At 58.7% G+C, this 22,134-nt stretch carries 22 protein-coding genes, 1 tRNA gene and 1 pseudogene; 15 read left to right on the top strand and 9 right to left on the bottom strand.

From position 1 onward, the window contains the following. The first annotated feature begins 319 nt into the window (after positions 1–319). Positions 320–841, top strand: a complete 522-nt coding sequence (locus tag CJU81_RS01740; RefSeq protein ID WP_141232556.1) for a hypothetical protein — start codon at positions 320–322, stop codon at positions 839–841. A 68-nt stretch (positions 842–909) separates the two neighbouring features. Here the strand turns inward: CJU81_RS01740 and hisF are convergent, their stop codons facing one another. From hisF to CJU81_RS01770, 6 genes are all read right to left on the bottom strand, one after another. Further along, positions 910–1,680 (bottom strand): imidazole glycerol phosphate synthase subunit HisF, encoded by a 771-nt coding sequence (gene hisF / locus CJU81_RS01745; protein WP_095035260.1) that lies wholly within the window; start codon positions 1,678–1,680, stop codon positions 910–912. Between the two features lie 10 nt (positions 1,681–1,690). Further along, entirely contained in the window at positions 1,691–2,428 is a 738-nt protein-coding gene (hisA, locus tag CJU81_RS01750) for a 1-(5-phosphoribosyl)-5-[(5-phosphoribosylamino)methylideneamino]imidazole-4-carboxamide isomerase (protein ID WP_088378464.1), read from the bottom strand. Between the two features lie 39 nt (positions 2,429–2,467). Beyond that, the gene (locus CJU81_RS01755; RefSeq protein WP_095000784.1) at positions 2,468–2,725 is read right to left on the bottom strand and encodes a DUF2164 domain-containing protein; all 258 of its coding nucleotides are present in this window, start codon (positions 2,723–2,725) and stop codon (positions 2,468–2,470) included. Further along, the gene (gene hisH, locus CJU81_RS01760) at positions 2,725–3,363 is read right to left on the bottom strand and encodes an imidazole glycerol phosphate synthase subunit HisH (protein ID WP_016783109.1); all 639 of its coding nucleotides are present in this window, start codon (positions 3,361–3,363) and stop codon (positions 2,725–2,727) included. Before hisH ends, CJU81_RS01755 begins: the two co-directional genes overlap by 1 nt. Then, positions 3,363–3,956 carry an imidazoleglycerol-phosphate dehydratase HisB gene (hisB, locus tag CJU81_RS01765; protein WP_016783108.1) on the bottom strand — a complete coding sequence of 198 codons (594 nt, stop codon included), beginning with the start codon at positions 3,954–3,956 and terminating at the stop codon, positions 3,363–3,365. The genes hisH and hisB overlap by 1 nt, the downstream gene beginning before the upstream one ends. Before the next feature lie 214 nt (positions 3,957–4,170). Next, positions 4,171–5,832, bottom strand: a complete 1,662-nt coding sequence (locus CJU81_RS01770; RefSeq protein WP_095035261.1) for an OFA family MFS transporter — start codon at positions 5,830–5,832, stop codon at positions 4,171–4,173. Positions 5,833–6,122: 290 nt separating this feature from the next. On the opposite strand from CJU81_RS01770, the gene CJU81_RS01775 reads away from it, so the two are divergent. From CJU81_RS01775 to CJU81_RS01800, 6 genes are all read left to right on the top strand, one after another. Beyond that, positions 6,123–8,330 carry an AsmA family protein gene (locus CJU81_RS01775; protein ID WP_095035262.1) on the top strand — a complete coding sequence of 736 codons (2,208 nt, stop codon included), beginning with the start codon at positions 6,123–6,125 and terminating at the stop codon, positions 8,328–8,330. Continuing rightward, complete coding sequence (mutY, locus tag CJU81_RS01780; RefSeq protein WP_095035263.1) at positions 8,327–9,394, top strand: A/G-specific adenine glycosylase; 1,068 nt, start codon at positions 8,327–8,329, stop codon at positions 9,392–9,394. Before CJU81_RS01775 ends, mutY begins: the two co-directional genes overlap by 4 nt. Beyond that, complete coding sequence (locus CJU81_RS01785) at positions 9,391–9,663, top strand: oxidative damage protection protein (protein ID WP_095035264.1); 273 nt, start codon at positions 9,391–9,393, stop codon at positions 9,661–9,663. The genes mutY and CJU81_RS01785 overlap by 4 nt, the downstream gene beginning before the upstream one ends. Before the next feature lie 104 nt (positions 9,664–9,767). Further along, a tRNA-Phe gene (locus CJU81_RS01790) sits at positions 9,768–9,843 on the top strand. A 163-nt stretch (positions 9,844–10,006) separates the two neighbouring features. After that, entirely contained in the window at positions 10,007–10,477 is a 471-nt protein-coding gene (locus tag CJU81_RS01795; protein ID WP_095035265.1) for a hypothetical protein, read from the top strand. 59 nt (positions 10,478–10,536) lie between these two features. Next, the gene (locus tag CJU81_RS01800; protein WP_095035266.1) at positions 10,537–11,397 is read left to right on the top strand and encodes an alpha/beta hydrolase family protein; all 861 of its coding nucleotides are present in this window, start codon (positions 10,537–10,539) and stop codon (positions 11,395–11,397) included. 148 nt (positions 11,398–11,545) lie between these two features. Here the strand turns inward: CJU81_RS01800 and CJU81_RS01805 are convergent, their stop codons facing one another. Then, a complete protein-coding gene (locus tag CJU81_RS01805) occupies positions 11,546–11,791 on the bottom strand; it encodes a DUF1272 domain-containing protein (protein ID WP_095035267.1) in 246 nt (81 codons plus the stop codon). A gap of 11 nt (positions 11,792–11,802) precedes the next feature. On the opposite strand from CJU81_RS01805, the pseudogene CJU81_RS01810 reads away from it, so the two are divergent. The 3 genes and pseudogenes from CJU81_RS01810 to CJU81_RS01820 all read left to right on the top strand — a co-directional run. Then, a pseudogene (locus CJU81_RS01810) lies at positions 11,803–12,297 on the top strand (DUF1016 N-terminal domain-containing protein); the annotation flags it as partial. 289 nt (positions 12,298–12,586) lie between these two features. Next, positions 12,587–13,192 carry a biliverdin-producing heme oxygenase gene (locus CJU81_RS01815; protein ID WP_095035269.1) on the top strand — a complete coding sequence of 202 codons (606 nt, stop codon included), beginning with the start codon at positions 12,587–12,589 and terminating at the stop codon, positions 13,190–13,192. Beyond that, positions 13,189–15,426 carry an ATP-binding protein gene (locus tag CJU81_RS01820; protein WP_095035270.1) on the top strand — a complete coding sequence of 746 codons (2,238 nt, stop codon included), beginning with the start codon at positions 13,189–13,191 and terminating at the stop codon, positions 15,424–15,426. The genes CJU81_RS01815 and CJU81_RS01820 overlap by 4 nt, the downstream gene beginning before the upstream one ends. Positions 15,427–15,503: 77 nt before the next feature. Here the strand turns inward: CJU81_RS01820 and gabP are convergent, their stop codons facing one another. Next, entirely contained in the window at positions 15,504–16,895 is a 1,392-nt protein-coding gene (gabP, locus tag CJU81_RS01825) for a GABA permease (RefSeq protein ID WP_095035271.1), read from the bottom strand. 542 nt (positions 16,896–17,437) lie between these two features. Between gabP and CJU81_RS01830 the strand changes: the two genes are divergently transcribed. From CJU81_RS01830 to CJU81_RS01850, 5 genes are read left to right on the top strand one after another with little or no spacing between them, the layout of a single operon-like run. Further along, entirely contained in the window at positions 17,438–18,211 is a 774-nt protein-coding gene (locus CJU81_RS01830) for an ABC transporter ATP-binding protein (protein ID WP_016783094.1), read from the top strand. A gap of 13 nt (positions 18,212–18,224) precedes the next feature. Continuing rightward, a complete protein-coding gene (locus tag CJU81_RS01835; protein ID WP_095035272.1) occupies positions 18,225–18,980 on the top strand; it encodes an ABC transporter substrate-binding protein in 756 nt (251 codons plus the stop codon). A gap of 57 nt (positions 18,981–19,037) precedes the next feature. Further along, the gene (locus CJU81_RS01840) at positions 19,038–19,730 is read left to right on the top strand and encodes an ABC transporter permease (protein ID WP_029611681.1); all 693 of its coding nucleotides are present in this window, start codon (positions 19,038–19,040) and stop codon (positions 19,728–19,730) included. Further along, the gene (locus CJU81_RS01845; protein ID WP_095027930.1) at positions 19,730–20,419 is read left to right on the top strand and encodes an ABC transporter permease; all 690 of its coding nucleotides are present in this window, start codon (positions 19,730–19,732) and stop codon (positions 20,417–20,419) included. Before CJU81_RS01840 ends, CJU81_RS01845 begins: the two co-directional genes overlap by 1 nt. After that, positions 20,400–21,617, top strand: a complete 1,218-nt coding sequence (locus tag CJU81_RS01850) for a methyltransferase (RefSeq protein ID WP_095035273.1) — start codon at positions 20,400–20,402, stop codon at positions 21,615–21,617. The genes CJU81_RS01845 and CJU81_RS01850 overlap by 20 nt, the downstream gene beginning before the upstream one ends. A gap of 90 nt (positions 21,618–21,707) precedes the next feature. On the opposite strand, the gene uraH is transcribed toward CJU81_RS01850, so the two are convergent. Further along, positions 21,708–22,118, bottom strand: a complete 411-nt coding sequence (uraH, locus tag CJU81_RS01855) for a hydroxyisourate hydrolase (RefSeq protein WP_086799328.1) — start codon at positions 22,116–22,118, stop codon at positions 21,708–21,710. Positions 22,119–22,134: the final 16 nt, after the last annotated feature.

Consider the following 22,134-nt stretch of genomic DNA (forward strand, 5'->3'; position numbering starts at 1 on the left):
TTGATCGATTTGCCGCTTTTAAAATCGGCAGGGGCTGAAGTCAGCCAGAAATACACAACTACTTCAGACCATCCTTAGCCCTGAGTGCGACCTTTACCAATTAACGTCGGTCAAACTGGGGAAAAATCAGCTCCTTCCCGCACGTATCCTGGAAATTCTACCCACCGAAAAAGAAGTTACGCTCGACCGTTATAACGTCGAGCTTAAAGTTGAAGCGTCGCACTTTCGCTATAAATATACCCATGACGCAAACAGCTGCGGTTCCGGAGCACATTATAGCCAGGCATTGCCATCCACTCAGACGTCTATCCGGTGGGAGTTGGATAAAAACCTCGGCATGCATATGCTCTGTATTATCGCCGTCGGCTCTCCCCAGGCGCGGTCAACTACTGCACAACTCGACAATGCAAAAATCATCGCCATCGAACGCACACCCGCACAACCTGTCGACAAGCCGATCTTAAAAATACGAAGCTTTAAAAATGCTGTCGAGCATTACAGTATTTTCTGGTTTTTTGACCCGTTATTCGTTGAGCGTTACGAAATCAAATACGGCCCTTATAACGAAACAGACTGTTTACAACCTGAAGGGTATTACGACCTGCCTGACTGGGAAACCCGTTCTCGATGGAGCGGGCCTTGGGATAAGGAGTATGTTCACAAGGACCATCCCACTGATCCGGACTTGATTTTAATTAAAAGAACCGTAGAGCAACTGGATGATCACACATTTGAAAAGACTATTCTCGCACCTCGAACCGCAATAAAGCTGTGCACCGTGTTGTACAACGTTAAGAACATCCCCTCTACGCCCCGCGAAGATATTTTAAAACCGCTATAACACCCTTAACAGTGAAGATCACCAGTACCCACCCTTAGGTGGGCACTGGTGCGCTCAAGACTGAAGTGTTAACGCACCACGATGCCGCGCTCTGCCATATACGCTTTGGCTTGCGGCACGGTGTATTCACCAAAGTGGAAAATACTCGCCGCCAGTACGGCACTGGCGTGGCCTTCAAGAATGCCGTCCGCCAAATGCTGGAGGTTGCCGACACCGCCCGAGGCAATCACTGGAATGCCCAGTGCATCGCTGATTGCGCGGGTAACACCCAGATCGAAGCCGTTTTTCATGCCGTCCTGATCCATGCTGGTCAGCAGGATTTCGCCAGCGCCCAAGCCTTCCATCTTCATCGCCCACTCGACGGCGTCGAGGCCGGTAGGCTTGCGCCCGCCATGGGTGAAGATTTCCCAGCGCGGGGTTTCGCCCGGCAAGGAAACTTTCTTGGCATCAATGGCGACCACAATGCACTGCGAGCCAAAATGCTGCGCAGCCTCGCCCACAAACTCTGGGTTGAACACCGCGGCAGTGTTGATCGAAACCTTGTCGGCCCCGGCATTGAGCAGGTTGCGAATGTCCTGGATGCAGCGCACGCCGCCACCCACTGTCAGTGGGATAAACACCTGGCTGGCCATGCGTTCAACGGTATGCAGCGTGGTGTCGCGACCATCGACGCTGGCGGTGATATCGAGAAAAGTAATCTCGTCAGCACCCTGTTCGTCGTAGCGACGGGCGATTTCTACCGGGTCGCCAGCATCGCGAATGTTCTCGAACTTGACGCCCTTGACGACCCGGCCGTTATCCACGTCCAGGCAAGGGATGATGCGTTTGGCCAGCGCCATGGGTTTCTCCTCAGGCCTTGTAGCTGTCGCAGAAGGCTTGCGCCTCGGCTACATCCAGCGTGCCTTCATAGATGGCACGGCCGGTGATGGCACCCACAATGCCCGGAGCCTTGGCGTCCATCAGGGCTTTGATATCACCCAGGTTGTGGATGCCACCCGAAGCGATCACAGGGATGCTGGTAGCAGCAGCCAACGCAGCGGTATAGCTCACGTTGCAGCCCTGCATCATGCCGTCTTTGGCAATGTCGGTGTAAACGATGGCCGACACGCCGTCCGCTTCAAAACGCTTGGCCAGGTCGATGACCTGCACGGTGCTGACTTCAGCCCAGCCGTCGGTGGCCACGAAGCCGTCTTTGGCATCCATGCCGACAATGATCTTGCCCGGGAATGCGCGGCAGGCCTCGGCCACGAACTCCGGGTTTTTCACTGCCTTGGTGCCCAGGATCACATAGCTCACGCCAGCCTTGACGTAATGCTCGATGGTTTCCAGGGAGCGAATCCCGCCGCCGATCTGGATCGGCAGATGCGGGTACAGTTTGGCAATGGCAGTGACCACTTCGCCGTTGACCGGCTGGCCTTCAAAGGCGCCGTTCAGGTCGACCAGGTGCAGACGGCGGCAACCGCCCTCTACCCATTTGGCAGCCATGCTCACCGGGTCATCGGAGAACACCGTGGAGTCTTCCATACGGCCCTGACGCAGACGTACACAGGCACCGTCTTTAAGATCGATAGCGGGAATAATCAGCATGTGGCAAACCTTCAAATTCGGGAGTCTGAGACTCGGAAATCAGTTCTTCTCGAGCGCCCACAGGTCGCTTTCGATGCTCTCGAACCTCTCTTTGAGGTGCGCCTGCACATCGAAAATCGCGCGATTGTAGTAATGCGGCGCAATTTCGCGGGTGAACAGCTCAAGGATTTCAGCCGCCTCGAACGAACCCAGGTCCAGTTCGAAGCGGTCTTCCATAAAGCGTTTGATCTTGCTGTTGGCTTCGTTCTCTTGCTCGGGGGTGAGCGTAAGAATCGGCGGCTTCTTGCGAGGCGCCATTACCAGCGACCATCCCAGGCCGCGAAGTTTTCCAGCAGCTGCAAGCCGTGGGTATGGCTTTTTTCCGGGTGGAACTGCACCGCGAAGCGCGAGCCCTCGGCCAGCGCTGCGGCGAAATCAACACCGTAATGCCCGCCACCGACTACCTGGCGAGGATTGCCCGCCGCAATGTAGTAGCTGTGTACAAAGTAGAACCGCGCCAGATCGGGGATGCCGTGCCACAGCGGGTGATCGACTTTTTGCTGCACTTCGTTCCAGCCCATGTGCGGCACTTTGAGGTGCTCGCCGTCTTCGTGCAGGTCCTTGCCGAAGAACTTCACGGCGCCCGGAAACAGGCCGATGCAATCAACGCCACCGTTCTCTTCGCTGCTGTCGAGCAAGGCTTGCATGCCGACACAAATACCGAGAAACGGACGATCCTGACTGACTTCACGTACCAGCGAGTCAAAACCCAGACGACGGATTTCCGCCATGCAGTCGCGAATCGCGCCCACACCCGGAAACACCACGCGGTCTGCTTCACGAATTACGCTGGCATCGCTGGTAATCAGCACCCGACCGGCGCCAACGTGCTCCAGCGCCTTGGCCACCGAGTGCAGGTTACCCATGCCGTAATCGATTACCGCCACTGTCTGCATCAGAGCACGCCCTTGGTAGAAGGCATTTGCCCGGCCATGCGCTCATCCAGTGCAACGGCCATGCGCAGCGCGCGACCAAATGCCTTGAACACGGTTTCGATCTGGTGGTGGGTGTTGGTGCCGCGCAGGTTGTCGATGTGCAGGCTGACATTGGCGTGGTTCACGAAGCCCTGGAAGAACTCCTGAAACAGGTCAACGTCGAAGCCGCCGACGGTGGCGCGGGTGTAGGGAACATGCATTTGCAGACCAGGACGACCGGAAAAGTCGATGACTACACGCGACAGCGCTTCGTCCAGCGGGACGTAGGCGTGGCCGTAGCGGGTCATGCCTTTTTTATCGCCGACTGCTTCGCTAAAGGCTTTACCCAGGGTAATGCCGACATCTTCGACGGTATGGTGATCGTCGATATGCAGGTCGCCTTTGCACTCGATGTCCAGGTCGATCAACCCATGTCGGGCGATCTGGTCGAGCATGTGCTCAAGAAAAGGAACACCGATATCGAATCGGGCCTTACCGGTACCATCCAAGTTGATCGAGGCTTTAATCTGGGTTTCCAGAGTATCGCGCTCGACTGACGCCTTACGTTCGGCCATCACCAGCTCCGCAAAATCATTGGGCGAAAAAGGTGGCCATTATAGGCACGGGTCAGGCAAACAGAAACATTAAGGGTGATGCGGCTGACGTAATGCGCGTTGGCGCACAGGCCGCGCCGCCTGAATCGCGAGCAAGCCCGCTCCCACAGAGACGCAATACGTCAGTGGGAGCGGGCTTGCTCGCGATGGCGTCAGCGCAGATTCAACACGTCAATCAATGAAACAACACCGCCGTCTTCTGCACTGTCACCCAGACACCCCACAGCAAGGGAATGCCCACGGCCAGCCAGGCAGCGATAACCAATGGCCGGCTGCCCGGTGCGGCTTTCCACTCCAGCGATGTGCTGGCATCCGCACCCTTGTCATGCCCCAGCGCCTGTTCGGCGGCCAGCTCGGCGTCGGTCATGAAGTATTTGTCGGCCACCGGGCGTACCAGCAAGTTGCAGATAAAGCCCAGCACCAGCAGCCCGGCGAGGATGTACAAGGTAATGTCATACGCCGCCGCACGCTCCACCCCGATGCTCAACTGATACTCGCGCAGGTAGTTGACCAGCACCGGCCCCAGCACGCCCGCAGCCGCCCAGGCGGTCAGCAGGCGACCATGGATCGCGCCGACCATTTGCGTACCGAACAGGTCGGCCAGATACGCCGGCACTGTGGCAAAGCCGCCGCCGTACATCGACAGAATGATGCAGAACGCCGCCACAAACAGCGATACGTTGCCCAGATGGCCCAGGTTCGGAATCATCGCGTACAGCGCAAAACCCAGCGCGAAGAACACAAAGTAGGTGTTCTTGCGGCCCAGGTAATCCGAGAACGACGCCCAGAAAAACCGCCCGCCAATATTGAACAAACTCAGCAGCCCGGTGAAACCCGCCGCAATCGCCGCAATTTGCGCCAATTGCGCAGCATCCAGCTGGCTGAATGTCAGGTCATTGCCCAGCAACTTGCCCGCGAACACTTCCTGCAACAATGGCGAAGCCATGCCCAGAATGCCGATACCGGCCGAAACGTTAAGGCACAAAACCAGCCACACCAGCGCAAACTGCGGGGTTTTCCAGGCCACACTGACGTGTACATGGCGCTGGGTGATCATCGCGTTAGCCGCTTTTTTTGCCGGCGCCTTCCAGCCTTCAGGCTTCCAGCCGGTCGGTGGCACGCGATAAGACAAGGCGCCGCCGATCATGAACACGAAGTAAATCGCCGCCATTGCGACAAAGCTCTGCCACACGCCCACACCGTCCGGCCCGGCAAAATGATTCATCAATGCGGCAGCCAGCGGTGCGCCCACCATTGCCCCGCCACCAAAACCCATGATCGCCATGCCCGTAGCCATGCCGCGCTTGTCCGGGAACCACTTGATCAGTGTCGACACCGGCGAGATATAACCCAGCCCCAGGCCGATACCGCCAATAACCCCCGAGCCCAGCCACATCAGCCAGATCTGATGGGTATAAATACCCAATGCTGAAATCAGCAAACCACCGCACCAGCACAATGCCGACACCACACCGGCCTTGCGCGGCCCGGCATGCTCAAGCCAGCCGCCCCATACCGCGGCCGAGCAACCGAGGAAGATAAAGAACAGGGTGTAGATCCAGCCGAGCATCGAAATCGGCCAGTCGCATTGCGACGAAAACACTTGCGCGATAAAGCTCATGTCCGGTGCACAAGCCACAGGCGCAGTCACGCCCAGGGCTTTGGACAACGGCAGCCAGAACACCGAAAAGCCATAGGCCATGCCGATGCACAGATGGATGGCCAGAGCAGCTGGCGGCACCAGCCAGCGGTTGAAGCCGGGTTTGGCGATGATGCGCTCCTTGGACAGGAACGCAGGCGGCGAAGCAGAACTGCCCGCAGCAATGCTGATACTCATAGGTGTTTCCCCCAGGTAATGAAGTTGTTTCCCGGGCACGCTCGCTCCCTGACTTTGGCGCCCTGCGGCACACAGTCGTTTTTATTGGATCGAGACGCGGCAATGTGCCGCAGAAGGCCCAAAAAACAAGCGAAGATTACCATTTGATCGCAGGCCTGGGCCTAACCTGATGTGGTCTTTGGACTACTAACTGATCCGGCACTATCCACACCCAGTCGACCTGCGCGTGGCGCTATACTCTGCGGCTAAATTTAAAACTCCCTTTCACACAGACTTACAAGGACTCGCCCATGAAAGCGTTCGGCAAAATCCTGGGTCTGGTGCTTCTCGGGTTGTTGCTGATCATCGTGGCCCTGGGCTTTGCCCTCAGCCATCTGTTCGATCCCAACGACTATAAAGACGAGATCCGCCAGATAGCCCGTGACAAAGCCCACATTGAGCTGACCCTCAATGGCGACATCGGCTGGAGCCTCTTCCCCTGGCTCGGCCTGGAGCTGCATGACGCCAGCGTCGCAACCCTCGCGGCACCGACCCAGCCTTTCGCCGATCTGCAAATGCTCGGCCTGTCTGTGCGTGTGCTGCCGCTGCTGCGCAAAGAAGTGCAAATGAGCGACGTGCGCGTCGAAGGCCTGAACCTGCGCCTGACCCGCGACAAGGACGGCCACGGCAACTGGCAGGACATCGGCCAGCCGGCAACCGCCCCTGCAGCCACCGCCAGCACCGAGCCAGCACCGGCCAGCAAGCCCGATAGCGTCAGCCAGCCGCTCAAGCTGGATATCGACAGCCTGACCGTGAACAACGCGCGGGTCGAATACAACGATGAGCAAAGCGGCAAGCAGTTCAGCGCCGAAAGCATCCAGCTGAGCACCGGTCCGGTTCACGATGCCACCAGCATCCCGCTTAAGCTGACCGCGTTTCTGGGCACCAATCAGCCAGTGATGCGGGTCAAGACCGAACTCGATGGCAAATTGCGCTTTGAGCGTGCGCTAAAGCGCTATCAGCTTGAAGACATGAAGGTCACGGGCGAAGCCTCGGGTGAGCCGCTGCAGGGCAAAACCATGACTTTCGCCGCACAGGGGCAAATCCTGGTTGATCTGGCAGCGAACGTCGCCGAATGGAGCGGTCTGAAGATTTCTGCCAACCAGTTGCGCGCCCTCGGTGAGCTCAAGGCCAGCAACCTCGACAGCACACCACAAATCAGTGGCGGCCTGTCGATTGCCCAACTCGACCTGGCCCGGTTCCTCGACAGCATTGGTCACCCGCTACCCACGATGGCACCTGGAAGCCTGAGCAAAGTCGAGCTGGTCAGCCGCCTGTCGGGCACGCCCACCAGCGTGATCCTTGACGAGCTGAACCTGAAAGTCGATGACAGCACGTTCACCGGCCTTGTCGCCATTGACGATTTTGCCAAACAAGCCGTACGTATCCAACTCAAAGGCGACACGTTCGACGCAGATCGCTACATGCCGCCAAAATCGGCCGAAGCCAACAGCGCCAGCGTTGCGCGCAAGGCCGAAGTTCAGGGTGGCGAAGCCAATGCCCTGGCCGCCTCGGGCGATACCCCGCTGCCGGACGCTCCGACCAAAAGCGGCTGGAGCACCGCCAAAATCATTCCGGTCACCCGCCTCAAGGCGCTCGACCTGAATGCCGACATCAGCTTTGGCCAACTGACCCTGAGCAAACTGCCGATCCAGAATGCCGCGCTCAAGGCCAGCAGCAAGGCCGGCGTGCTGACCCTCGAAAACCTCAGCGGCAACCTCTACAAAGGCACCTTCGCAGCCAACGGCAGCCTGGACGTACAACCGATGCTGCCGGTGGTCAAACTGCAAACCCGCATCACCAATGTGCCGGTAGAAAAAATCCTGCAAAGCCAGGGGCAAAAACCACCGGTGACCGGCCTGCTAACCCTCAACAGCAACGTCACGGGTAGCGGCAACAGCCAGAGTGCGCTGATTTCCAGCCTCAACGGTACCGCCAGTTTTGTGCTCAATGACGGCGTGCTGCTCAATGCCAACCTTGAACAGCAACTGTGCAAGGGCATCTCAGTGCTTAACCGCAAAACCCTGAGCGGTGAGCCCATGGGCAAAGACACCCCGTTCAAGGAACTCAAGGGCAGCCTGGTATTTCGCAATGGCGTGGCCAGCAACCCTGACATGATCGTGCGCATTCCCGGCATGAGCGTTAAAGGCGATGGCGACATCGACCTGCGCGTACTGGGCATGGACTACCGCGTCGGCATCATCATCGAAGGCGACACCCGCGCCATGCCGGACCCAGCCTGCCAGGTCGGCAAGAACTTTGTCGGCATCGAGCTGCCATTGCGCTGCCGCGGCCCGCTGGAACTGGGGGCCAAGGCCTGCCGTCTGGACAAGGAAGGGTTGGGCAAGGTCGCAGCCAAAATGGCGGGCAACAAGCTCACTGACAAACTCGAAGAAAAGCTCGGTGACAAGGTCAGCCCCGAGCTCAAGAACGCGCTCAAAGGGCTGTTTAACCGATGAGAGATGAGCAGTTTTCAACCGCGGTACTCGACTGGTATGACCAGCACGGCCGCCACGACCTGCCCTGGCAACAGGGCATCACCCCTTATCGGGTATGGGTCTCGGAAATCATGTTGCAGCAAACCCAGGTCAGCACCGTGCTGAATTACTTCGACCGGTTTATGGCTTCACTGCCGACGGTCGAAGCCCTGGCAGCTGCACCGGAAGACGAAGTGCTACACCTGTGGACAGGCCTTGGCTACTACACCCGTGCGCGCAATTTGCAAAAGACCGCCAAAATCGTTGTTGCAGAACATGACGGCCAATTTCCGCAAGATGTGGAAAAACTGGTTGAGTTACCCGGCATCGGTTTATCCACAGCCGGTGCGATTGCCAGCCTGAGCATGGGCCTGCGGGCGCCGATCCTCGACGGCAACGTCAAGCGGGTACTGGCGCGCTACACGGCGCAAGAGGGCTACCCGGGCGAGCCCAAGGTGGCCAAACAGCTGTGGGCCACTGCCGAGCGCTTCACCCCCCACGACCGCGTCAACGCCTACACCCAGGCGATGATGGACATGGGCGCCACGCTTTGCACCCGCAGCAAGCCCAGTTGCCTGCTGTGCCCGCTGGAAAGCGGTTGTGAAGCGCACTTGCTGGGCCTGGAAACTCGCTATCCGATCCCCAAACCGCGCAAGACCATCCCGCAAAAGCGCACGCTGATGCCGATGCTGGCCAATGCCGGGGGCGAGATCCTGCTTTACCGCCGTCCGTCGACCGGCTTGTGGGGCGGCCTGTGGAGCCTGCCCGAGCTGGATGACCTGCAGGACATCGAGCATCTGGCGCTGCAACACTCGCTGGCCCTGGGCGCGCAACACGAACTGCCCGGCCTGACCCATACCTTTAGCCATTTCCAACTGGCCATCGAACCCTGGCTGATCCACGTCGATTCGTGCGGCCATCACGTGGCCGAGGCCGACTGGCTCTGGTATAACCTCGCCACCCCGCCGCGCCTGGGCCTTGCTGCCCCGGTCAAGAAACTGCTCAAACGCGCAGCCGACCTATTGAACGCTGGAGAGACGTCATGACCCGCACCATCATTTGCCGCAAGTACAAAGAAGAACTGCCTGCCCTTGAGCGCGCTCCGTTTCCGGGTGCCAAAGGCCAGGACATTTTTGACCACGTTTCGGCCAAGGCCTGGTCTGACTGGCAAAAACACCAGACCCTGCTCATCAACGAAAAGCGCTTGAACATGATGAACGCCGAAGACCGCAAATATTTGCAGGGCGAAATGGACAAGTTCTTCAGCGGCGAAGAATACGCACAAGCCGAAGGCTACGTTCCGCCAACCGAATAAACCCCGGTTTTAAAGGCTTTGGTCCGTAAGCGACGGTAATAATTAAATATTTTTCAAAAAAGTGTTTGACGGGTTATCGAAAAAGGCTTCTAATGCGCCCCGTTGCCCAGATAGCTCAGTCGGTAGAGCAGGGGATTGAAAATCCCCGTGTCGGCGGTTCGATTCCGTCTCTGGGCACCACATTCAGTTTTGATGTGGTGTTCACACCACGCCAAAACAAAGAAAACCCGCCTAGTGCGGGTTTTTTTTTGGCCGTTATTTATACCCGGCGGCGCCACCTCTCTTGGCGATTGCAAAGAGATGGGGTTCAATCCTCTCATCAGCCTGCAAAGGACACACTTTCATGTCATCGCCAAAAAAGCAGCAAAAAAACGCGCAGCGGGCCAAAACCAAGGCCAAGCAGAATCGCGTGGGCAAACCGGCCAAAGCCTCGGCTGGCACCCTGATCGACAACCCGTTCGATGACGTGAAAATCGACCTCAGCACCTTCAACTTCCAGGACATCCTCGACAACGGTTTTGACCCCGCTGATTACGATGACCTGTTCCAGGCCATGAAAGCCGCCGAAGCCATCAACCTGCAAACCATGTGTGCGGTATTCCTGCAGTACCCGGTACTGGAGCTGGTGATCTCGGAAGAGGAAGAAGAGCCTGCCACCGACTTCCTGATGGGCCTGTTGATCGAATACCGCATTGCCGTACACGGCGATGACGAAGACAGCGCCATGGCCTGGATCGAAGCCCCGGCATTCCAGAAAGCCTACGTCGAAGCTTCACGGATGCTGACAGAACGCAACGCCCGGAGCGCACACTGACAGCAGCCCTGCTCGAACCTGTCAGCCGGTCGTTCACCGAACCTGCTGCTGACGGATACCTGCTGGGTGGTTTCGAATGGCGCCAACTCTTGCCAGACAGCACTCGGGCCGTGGTGGTCATCAACGCCGCCACCTCGGTGCGCTGCCAGTATTATTCGCGTTTTGCCCAGTACCTGTTCAGCCATGGCATGGACGTAATGCTGTTCGATTATCGCGGCATCGGTGCCTCACGCAGCGGATCGTTGCGCGGCTTTGCAGCCACCTGGTCAGACTGGGGCGCGCTGGACACAGACGCCATGCTCAAGCGCGCCCTGCGCGAATACCCCGGCCAGCCGGTCGACGTGGTTGGTCACAGCTTTGGTGGCTGCGCAGCGGGCCTGGCAGCGTCCGGGCAGGCTATCCGCCATCTGGTGACAGTGGGCGCGCAATTTGCCCACTGGCGTGATTACGCGCCCGCACAGCGCTGGCAGATGCTCGCCAAATGGCACGGGGTCATGCCATTGCTGACCCGTGTGTGCGGTTACTTTCCGGGCAAGCGCCTGGGCTGGCTTGAAGATACCCCGGCCGGCGTGGTCAAGGACTGGAGCGCCTTCAGTACGCGCTACGAAAAGCTCCCCAGCGCCCGCAGTCTCGCTGCCCTGCCCTTTGCCGACGTTACCGCCAGAACCCTCGCCATCAGCTTCACTGACGACCCCTTCGGCACCGTGGCGGCCATCGATCGATTACTGAGCTACTTCAGCGCCAGCCCGCAGGTGCATCTGCGCATCAAGCCGCAGGATATTGGCGAAACAGCCATAGGTCATTTCGCGTTTTTCCATAGCCGCTTTCAGGACAGCCTATGGCCGATTGCCTTGCAGTGGTTGCAGCAAGGGGAATTGAGCGTAGATGTGCCGGGCCAGGTGCTCAGCCACACCCCTTGAGAGCCCGCGTCGCCCCTATCGCGAGCAAGCCCGCTCCCACAGGTTTTGCCAAGCTCACAACACAGGATGCCGACAGGGCCATTGTGGGAGCGGGCTTGCTCACGATGCAGGCACCACAAATGGGTATGACTGACTCCACCTCAAACCATCAACGCGCAGCACATCCTTCAGGCTTGAACACCCGCACACCCGACGGCGGATTGTTTGCCAGCTTGTTGGTCGGCCTGCGCGGACGCACCATCAACTCCCCTGCGCAGTTAGGGCAAAGCCCGCCCAATTTCTGCTCCGTACAGGTCGCGCAAAAGGTGCACTCGAATGAGCAAATCCGCGCTTGTGCTGAATCTGGCGGCAAATCGCAATCACAACATTCGCAATTGGGGCGTAATTCGAGCATGAGCACCTCACATTGGATCGGTAATTTTCATCTTTACATTTAAGACGCTTCCCGCAAAAAACCAACTGCCAATACAAAATGGCAGTGACATTCTCAATGTCCCCTTTGGTCAATGCGCGGCGCGAGCCGAGTATGGCAAGCAGCTTTTGCCAACGCTGGCCAAAGCCCTGACGGCCGAGTTTGGCAAAGGCTTTGATGAGCGTAACCTGCGGCACATGCGTGGGTTTTATCAGGCATTTCCAATTTGGAACGCAGTGCGTACCGAATTGAGCTGGACCCATTACCGCACCCTGCTACGGGTCGAAAGCGGGCATGCACGCCAGTGGTACATGAACGAAGCCGCCACGCTGAACTGGTCTACCCGCGCTCTGGAGCGGCAAATCGGCACGCTGTATTACGAACGCTTGCTGGTCAGCCAGGACCGCCCCGCACTCAAGCAGGAAGCAGCCGGTAACCTTGCGCCGCTGAACAAAAGCCCCCGTGAATTCGTGCGCGACCCGGTACTGCACGGCAACGAACAATTGTTCGCCAGCAAATACAGCCTGGTTCTGCCTACAGAGGACGAATTGCGTGCCGAACTCGACCGTGAGCAGGCGCTGGTTGAGGCTGGCACCTGCGAACCATGACTCCTCGCCGTTCAGGGCGCCGCCTGCAATAAAGCATCCTTGCAGGCCCCCATGTCGCCCGCCGTTCTTCCGTGTTTTATGGCAAATTAATTGCACTTTTTAGATGCCATGAGCTCCTACAATCACGAGCGCCGACTTCTCGCGCACACAGAGAGCCCTCTTACAAGGCATGCCACAAGACCAACCTTTATCAGCGGTATCGCCCGCTCTGCACGAGCTGCGCTCTGGCACTCATACACTCCATGTAGCCCTTGAAAAGCGCCTGCCGTTCTTCAGCGACACGCTCGACCTGGAATGCTACAAGCGCCTGATGAGCGCTTACTACGGCTTCTATCACGAGCTGGAAAATCGGCTGCAACACAGCCCCTGGATGACCCGGGGTTTCGACTTGCATGCACGTCTCAAGGTCCCTGCGCTGAGGCGGGATCTGCAGGCCCTGGGGGTCAGCACCCAGTCGCTTGCGCTGTGCGATGCCCTCCCTGCATTGCACAGCCAGGCCAGCGTGCTGGGTGTGCTGTATGTACTCGAAGGCGCCACCCTGGGCGGGAATGTACTGCGCAAGCAGATGTCGGAACGACTGGGTCTTGATGCACACAACGGCTGCGCTTTTCTTTACGTTTACGGCGCAGACACCGGGCGGCAATGGAAGGCATTCATGGATTTTCTGGGCAGCGCACCCCTCGACGCTCAAGCGCGAGGCGAAGCCGTACAGGCTGCCTGCTCTACGTTTAGCTGCTTCGAGCAATGGCTCGAACGTCAGGAGGTTTTGTTATGAACCCACAGGACCCTCAAGTCTTTGAACGCTTGCTGGCCAATTGTGCTGATGAGCCCATCCGCTTTCCCGGGGCAATTCAACCCCACGGCCTTTTGGTGACGCTGTCGCAGCCCGACCTGCGAATCCAGCAAATCAGCAGCAATGTGCAGGAGATGTTCGGCCACAGCGCCGAATCCCTGTCGGGCCTGCCACTGGCCGCGCTTACCGGCCCCACAGTGGCTGACGCGGTGCAGCAGGCCGCCACCTATGCCACGCTGGCCGATGCACCGCCCTTGGCGCTGAACCTGATGGGGCGCGAATACGAAGGCCTGCTGCATCGCGACAAGGACATCCTGGTGCTGGAGCTTGAACTCAAGCCCGACGCATCAGAAATCCACAGCACGATGAACAAAGTGCGCAATCTGAGCCGCATGCTGCAACGCCTGCAAAGCGCCAAGTCACTCCCCGCACTGTATGAAATTTGCGTTCGCGAGATTCAGGCGCTGACGGGTTACGACCGGGTACTGATCTATCGCTTCCAGGATGAAGGCCACGGCCAGGTCATCGCGGAAGCCTCCTCGCCCGCGATGGAATTGTTCAACGGCATGTTTTTCCCTGCTTCTGACATCCCGGAGCAGGCCCGCGAACTTTACCGCACCCACTGGCTACGCATCATTCCCAACGCCGATTACCAGCCAGTGCCGCTGATCCCCACACTGCGCCCCGACACCGGCGAGGCACTGGACCTGAGCGGGGCTGTTTTGCGCAGCGTTTCGCCGATTCACTGCCAGTACATGAAGAACATGGGCGTGCTGTCCTCCATGAGCATCTCGCTGATGGACGGCGAACGCCTGTGGGGCCTGATTAGCTGCGGCCATCGCCAAACGCTGCATGTGCCCCATGAACTGCGCATGGCCTGCCAAACCATCGGCCAGGTCCTTTCCCTGCAAATCAGCGCCCTGCAAACCCTGGAAATCAGCCGCCAGCGCGAAGCCAAAATGGCTGCCCTGGTGAGCCTGAACGCGGCTATGGTGCAAAGCACCGAAGCCGTGTTTGATGGCCTGGCACAGATGCCTGAAGCATTGATGGCACTGACCGGTGCCAGCGGCGTGGCCATTCTGGAGGACAAGGTGCTGCACCGTTATGGCCAGTGCCCGTCTTCAGAGGACATTCGCGGGCTCTACCAATGGTTCAAGGACAGCGGCCAGCCGGTCTTCTCCAGCCACAATCTCAGTGCCCTGCATACCCCGGCGGCGCAGTACAAGGACATCGCCAGCGGCTTGTTGGCCATGACCCTGCCCAAGCCTGTGGACAACGCCGTGCTGTGGTTTCGCAGTGAGGTCAAAGAAAGCATCCAGTGGAGCGGCGACCCCAATAAACCTCTGAACCTGGAAGCCGGCAGCAACGGCCTGCGCCTGAGCCCGCGCACCTCGTTCGAGATCTGGAAGGTCGAGATGGACGGCATCTCCACCAAGTGGAGCCACGGCGACCTGTTTGCGGCCAATGACCTGCGCCGCTCGGCCCTGGAAAACGACTTGTCGCGCCAGGTGCTGCGCGAACAGCAGGCCGTGCGCGCACGCGACGAGCTGGTGGCGGTGGTCTCCCACGACCTGCGCAATCCCATGACCATCATTTCGATGCTCTGCGGCATGATGCAAAAGGCCTTCAGCAGCGACGGCCCGCATACGTCGCGACGCATCACCTCGGCCATCGACACCATGCAACAGGCCAGCAGTCGCATGAGCGTGTTGCTTGATGACTTGCTGGACACCTCGAAAATCGAGGCAGGGCGCTACACCATCAGCCCGCAGCCGCTGGATGTGAGCCAGATTTTTGAAGAGGCACTGTCGTTGCTTGCACCACTGGCGCTGGACAAGGCCGTGGAACTGACCTTTCACGCCGAGCCCGACCTGAAGATCAACGCCGACCCCGAGCGGCTGTTCCAGGTACTGTCCAACCTGATCGGCAATGCGATCAAATTCACCCCGGCGCAAGGCAAGATCGGCGTGGCAGCCATGTCCAACGGCGATGACATCGTCTTCAGCGTACGGGATTCGGGCAAGGGCATAGCACCCGAGCAATTGCCACATATCTTTGACCGCTACTGGACGGCAAAAGAAGGCAATGCACTGGGCACAGGCCTGGGGCTGTACATTTCCCAGGGCATCATCAAGGCCCACGGCGGCCAGTTACTGGCCGAAAGCACACCGGGAGAAGGTAGCGAATTCCGCTTCACGGTCCCGAGAATGGTCTGATCGACGCCCACAAAAAAGCCGCCATCCCGAAGGATGACGGCTTTTCCGGGTATTCAACCGCGAGAACCGTCCTGGCCTCAGTTGAGTACCGGTGCCCCCAACTTCTCAATGCGACGGCGGCGTGCCACCAGCAGGCCTGCCACCACCACCAGAATGCTTAGCAAACCGGTAGCCATGATTTCAACGCGATGCGCTTCCTGGAACAGCATGACCGTCAGAATAGCCACGATAAAGACGATTACCGCATAGGTCAGGCCCGGGAACAGCCACATCTTGAACGAAATATTCTCGCCCAGAGCCGTGCGCTTCTGGCGCATGCGCAGTTGCGATACGGCAATCACCAGATACACCAGCAGCGCAATGGCGCCAGAGCTGGCCAGCAGGAACTCGAACACGGCAGCCGGGGCCACGTAGTTGGCAAATACCGCCACAAAGGCTGCACCGGTGGACATCATCACCGCCCAGTAAGGCGTGCCCGCAGTATTGGTGCGCTTGGCCGCAGCCGGTGCATCACCACGTTTGCTCAGGGAGTAGAGCATGCGCGAAGAGGTGTAGAGCGCCGAGTTCAGGCAGCTGGTTACGGCGATCAGTACGACGATATCAACGATCAGCTTGGCATTCGGGATGCCCATGCGATCAAGTACGGTCTGGTAGGAGCCCAACTGAGCCAGGCTCGGGTCGTTCCACGGTACCAGTGCCACAACGATGAAAATCGACACCAGGTAGAACAAGCCAATACGCCAGATCACCGAGTTGGTGGCCTTGGTGATTTGCTTGCTTGGATCCTTGGATTCCGCCGCCGCGATGGTGACGATTTCAGTGCCCATGAACGAGAACATGGTAGTCAGCATGGCAGCCAGTACGGCGCCCATGCCATTGGGCATAAAGCCGATGGTATCGGACAGATGCGCTACACCGCTGACCTGGCTGGTAGGCAGGAAGCCGAAAATCGCCAGCAGACCCAAAATGATAAAGCCGATAATCGCCAGCACCTTGACCAGCGCAAACCAGAACTCGAACTCACCGTAGTTCTTGACGCTGAACAAGTTGGTGACCGTCAGCAACAGGGTAATGACCAGGGTAAATACCCAGATCGCCGTGTCAGGGAACCAGGCATGCAGAATGGTACCTGCGGCGACTGCTTCCAGGGGGATCACCAGAACCCAGAACCACCAGTACAGCCAGCCGATGGTGAAACCGGCCCAATGCCCGATGGCACGGTCGGCGTAAGTAGAGAACGAACCGGTATCAGGTGAGGCAACGGCCATTTCGGCCAGCATGCGCATCACCAGTACGACCAAAGTGCCTGCTGCGGCATAGGCCAGCAGCACAGCGGGACCCGCCTGGGCAATCGCGTGTCCGGAACCGACAAACAAACCGGCGCCGATAACACCGGCAATCGACAGCATGGTCACATGCCGTGGTTTGAGCCCTTGTTCCAGGCCGCTAGAGGATTGCGTATTGCTCATTGGGACTACCTTTCATTGAAGCCATTCCGAGCACCCACGTTGCTTTCGTAAAAAGTAACCAACGGGGCGTTTAGAATCCTTGACGCAATAACTGAGCCAGAATGTGACAAATGCACGGTTTGCGCGGGCTGCAACGATTTGCAACAGACATTGCAAGCCATTGAGCGTAATGGCTTTTTGCCAATTCGTTACCGAAACACTCAGCCCCAAGGGTCTCGGCGCACCAAAAATACCCAAAATGCCCCATATAGCCCAAAAGCAGTGCACATCTTTAACCTTTAGTAGGTTCGCGCTTCCAACACCGGGCCAAAGCTGGCAACATCGCGACCTTTTTTAAGCGACACCTGTCTGGCCGAACGGCGAAATACAGGGTCGGTTGTTGTCGGCGCGACACTCTGCTGTAGCGATGCGACAAACTGCCACCCTCCCGCCTTTTGTGTCTTCAGGGCGGCTGGTTGCCTCTGCAACCCTATGCTAGCTTGGCCTGCGCCAGGAAGGCCGCCCAACAGCAGGATCGCACCCGAACACAAAGAGGAACGCACATGGCTTTGGCCACGCCCGCGCTTGAAATCCGCAACTTGCACAAACGCTACGGCGAGCTTGAGGTACTCAAGGGTATCTCGCTGACCGCACGCGACGGCGACGTGATCTCGATCCTGGGTTCTTCCGGTTCCGGCAAGTCCACTCTGCTGCGCTGCATCAACCTGCTGGAAAACCCCCACGAAGGCCAGATCGTGGTCGCCGGGGAAGAGCTCAAACTCAAGAAAGCGAAAAATGGCGAACTGATCGCGGCCGACGGCAAGCAGATCAACCGCATGCGCAGCGAACTGGGGTTTGTGTTTCAAAACTTTAACCTGTGGCCGCACATGACCATCCTCGACAACATTATCGAGGCACCACGTCGCGTGCTGGGGCAGAGCAAGGCCGAGGCCATCGAGGTGGCCGAAGCATTGCTGGCCAAGGTCGGCATTGGCGAAAAACGCCATGCCTATCCATCCGAATTGTCCGGCGGCCAGCAGCAACGCGCAGCGATTGCCCGCACCCTGGCCATGCAGCCCAAAGTGATTCTGTTCGATGAACCGACATCGGCACTTGACCCGGAAATGGTTCAAGAAGTACTTAGTGTGATCCGCGCACTCGCCGAAGAAGGTCGCACTATGCTGTTGGTCACCCACGAAATGGGTTTTGCCCGTCAGGTGTCCACCGAAGTAGTGTTTTTGCACCAGGGCCTGATCGAAGAGCAAGGGTCGCCAGAACAGGTGTTCGACAACCCGGTTTCGGCGCGCTGTAAACAATTCATGTCCAGCAACCGCTAACGGAGCAACACGAATGCAGAACTATAAAAAGCTTCTCATGGCCGCTGCCGCCACTCTGGTTTTCAGCGCCAACGCCTTGGCTGTAGACAAGTACAAAGTCGGCATTGAGGGCGCTTACCCACCGTTCAACAACAAGAACGCCAGTGGTGAAGTCGTGGGCTTCGACCCGGATATCGCCATGGCCCTGTGCGCCAAGATGAAAGCCGAGTGTGAAATCGTCACCTCCGACTGGGACGGCATCATCCCGGCCCTGAACGCCAAAAAGTACGATTTCATCGTGTCGTCGCTGTCGATCACTGACGAACGCAAGCAGGCGGTGGACTTCACCGACCCGTACTACTCCAACAAGCAGCAGTTTATCGCGCCGAAAAAAGTCGATTTCAAAACCGACCTCGCGTCCCTCAAGGGCAAGGCCCTGGGTACTCAGCGCTCCACCCAGGCCGCAACCTGGCTGGATGACAACCTGGGCACTGACGCTACCATTTCCCTGTACGACACCCAGGAAAACGCCTATCTCGACCTGACTTCGGGCCGCGTAGATGCGCTGCTGGCTGACAAGTATGCCAACTACGACTGGCTGAAAAGCCCGGCTGGCCAGGCATACGAGTTCAAGGGTGAACCGGTCAACGAAGACGACAAGGTCGGCATCGCCCTGCGCAAAGGCGACAACGAACTGCGCGCCAAGCTGAACCTGGCTCTCAAGGAAATCGTTGAAGACGGCACGTACAAGAAGATCAACGACAAGTACTTCCCGTTCAGCATCTACTGACCTGCCTGACCGGCGCGCCTGCGGGCGCGCCGGTCCCTAGCAAAGCCTGCCTACCCCATGACTATCGATTTATACGGATTCGGCCCGGCGCTTGCCGCTGGCGCGCTGATGACCGTCAAACTGGCACTTACCGCGCTGTGTCTGGGCCTGGTGCTCGGGTTGCTCGGTGCCTTGGCCAAAACCTCCCCCTTCAAACCGCTTAGATGGTTGGGCGGCGCCTATTCGACCCTGGTTCGTGGCGTGCCCGAACTGCTGTGGGTGTTGCTGATCTACTTTGGCAGCGTGAATCTGGTGCGCGCCATCGGCGAATACATCGGCATGCCCGACCTCACCCTCAGCGCCTTTGCGGCGGGGGTACTCGCCTTGGGCCTGTGCTTTGGCGCCTATGCCACCGAAGTGTTTCGCGGCGCCATCCTGGCCATCCCTAAGGGCCACCGCGAAGCGGGCATGGCTCTGGGCCTGTCCAAACCGCGCATTTTCACCAAGCTGGTGCTGCCGCAAATGTGGCGCATCGCCCTGCCCGGCCTGGGCAACCTGTTCATGATCCTGATGAAAGACACTGCACTGGTGTCCGTCATTGGTCTTGAAGAAATCATGCGTCAGGCGCAAAACGCCGTGACCTTCGCCAAACACCCGTTCACCTTCTACATGGTGGCAGCCGTGATGTACCTGGGCCTGACCGTACTGGCCATGGGCACCATGCACGTGCTTGAAAAACGCGCAGCGCGCGGCTTCGTGAGGAGGACGTAATGGAGTGGGAAGTAATCCTCAAGTGGCTGCCCAAGCTGATGCAGGGCGCGACCCTGACCCTGGAGCTCACCGCAATCTCGGTGATCGCCGGTCTGATCGTGGCCATCCCGCTGGGCATCGCCCGCTCGTCCAAGCTCTGGTATGTGCGCTCACTGCCTTACGCCTACATCTTTTTCTTCCGTGGCACGCCACTGCTGATTCAGCTGTTTTTGGTCTATTACGGCCTGGCACAGTTCGATGTGGTGCGTGAAAGCGCGTTGTGGCCGTATCTGCGCAGCCCGTTCTGGTGCGCGATCATCACCATGACCCTGCATACCGCCGCCTACATTGCCGAGATCCTGCGCGGTGCAATCCAGGCCATCCCGCCGGGTGAAATCGAGGCAGCACGGGCGTTGGGCATGTCGCGCTTCAAGACCCTGGTGCATATCGTCCTGCCACGCGCCACGCGCATCGGCTTGCCGGCGTATAGCAACGAAGTGATCCTGATGCTCAAGGCCAGCTCGCTGGCGAGTACCGTGACCCTGCTGGAATTGACCGGCATGACCCGCACCATCATCGCCCGCAACTACCTGACGGTGGACATGTTCCTGACCGCAGGGGCGATCTACCTGCTGATGTCGTTTGTACTGATCCAGGGCTTCAAACTGCTGGAGCGCTGGTTGCGCGTCGATGCCTGCCAAGGACGCTGATCTGCTTGCCCGCTTCGAGGCGCTGGACGGGTTTTTACGCGACCACCAGCACCTCTGGCGCCCACGGCCCTTCACTCACCTGAATATGCCGTGGGAAGCGCAACACCCCGAGCTGGCGCAGTGGTTGCGCCAGCGTACGTTGCAAGACGCCGAAGCCAGCCACAACCACCCTCAATATTTGCCTGCACCTGCGCCGTTCCCTGAACTGGCGGCGACTTCGCTCGCGCTGAGTACGCTTGACCGGTTGCCCACCCAGCCCCTGGTGCCTGCACGCCAGCGTTTGCAAGTCGACGTACCAGGGCGCAAATGGCAACAAATCGAAGCCTTCGCCCAAAGCCTGACGTTCCAGCACCCACCCGCGCACTGGCTGGACTGGTGCTCGGGCAAGGGCCATCTGGGGCGGCGGCTGTTAAGTAGCGGGCAGCAACTGACATGCCTGGAATACGACCCGGCCCTGGTAGAGGTCGGAGAGCAACTCAGTCAGCGCCATCATTTGCCCACCCGGCATGTGCAACAGGACGTGCTCGCTGCCGATGCCACCTTGCAGCTCACATCCCGCATGACCCCCGTGGCGCTGCACGCCTGCGGCGATCTACATGTGCGCCTGCTGCAGTTGGCCACGGCGGCAGGCTGTGGACAACTTGCCGTGTCACCCTGCTGCTACAACCGTATCAGCGCGCCGCACTATCAAGCGTTATCCACAGCGGCCAAGGCATCGCACCTGCAGTTGTCAGTTGAAGATCTGAGTTTGCCCATGAGCGAAACCGTGACTGCCGGCACTCGCGTGCGCCGTCAGCGCGACGAATCAATGGCACGCCGTTTGGGTTTTGACCTGTGGCAGCGCCAGCATCGTCAGTGCGATGAATACTTATCCACACCCTCGCTGCCCAGTACCTGGCTGAACAAGCCGTTTGCCGAGTATTGCGCGGATTTGGCAGCACTGAAGAACTTATCCACAAGTGGCGAGGAAGACTGGCCGGCGCTGGAAGCAGCAGGCCGGGAAAGGTTGGCGCAAGTGCGCAACCTGGAGTTGTTGCGCGGGCTGTTTCGCCGCCCGCTGGAAGTCTGGCTGGTACTCGATCGTGCCTTGTACCTGCAGGAAAAAGGCTATGACGTGCAGGTCGGCGAGTTCTGCGACAGCCAGCTGACGCCGCGTAATTTGATGGTGCTTGCGCAGCTTTCAGCAGAGCCCTTGTAGTCGCTGACGAGGAACGAAGGCTGCGAGCTTTTAATCTAAAAGAGCTCGCAGCCTTCGTTCCTCGGCAGCGACTACGGGTTTTTGACAGGCCTACGACCCGCGATACGTCGAGAACCCATAAGGGCTGAGCAACAACGGAATGTGGTAATGCTGATCCACATTTTTCACTTCAAAAATCACCGGAATTTCCGGGAAGAACGTATCGCGCCCCACCTTCTTGAAGTACTCACCGGTCTTGAACACCACCCGGTACTCCCCCGCCTCGAACGCCTGTTTGCCCGGGAACAGTTCGCCGATACGTCCCTGTTCATTGGTCACGCCCTGGGCCAGCGGCTGCCAGTCCTTGCCGACGTGCTTTTCCAGGGTCACGTTGACCCCCGGGGACGGCAAACCATTTTCCAGGTTGAGCACATGCACGCTCAAGGGATTGCCGGCAGCCAGCGCCAGGCTCGATACCGCACTCAGGCTTAAAGCCGCCAGGGTGATTCGCAACGATTTCATGGTTCTTCCTCAGTAG

It is taken from the genome of Pseudomonas fragi (assembly GCF_002269505.1).
GTDB classification, from domain to species: domain Bacteria; phylum Pseudomonadota; class Gammaproteobacteria; order Pseudomonadales; family Pseudomonadaceae; genus Aquipseudomonas; species Aquipseudomonas fragi_D.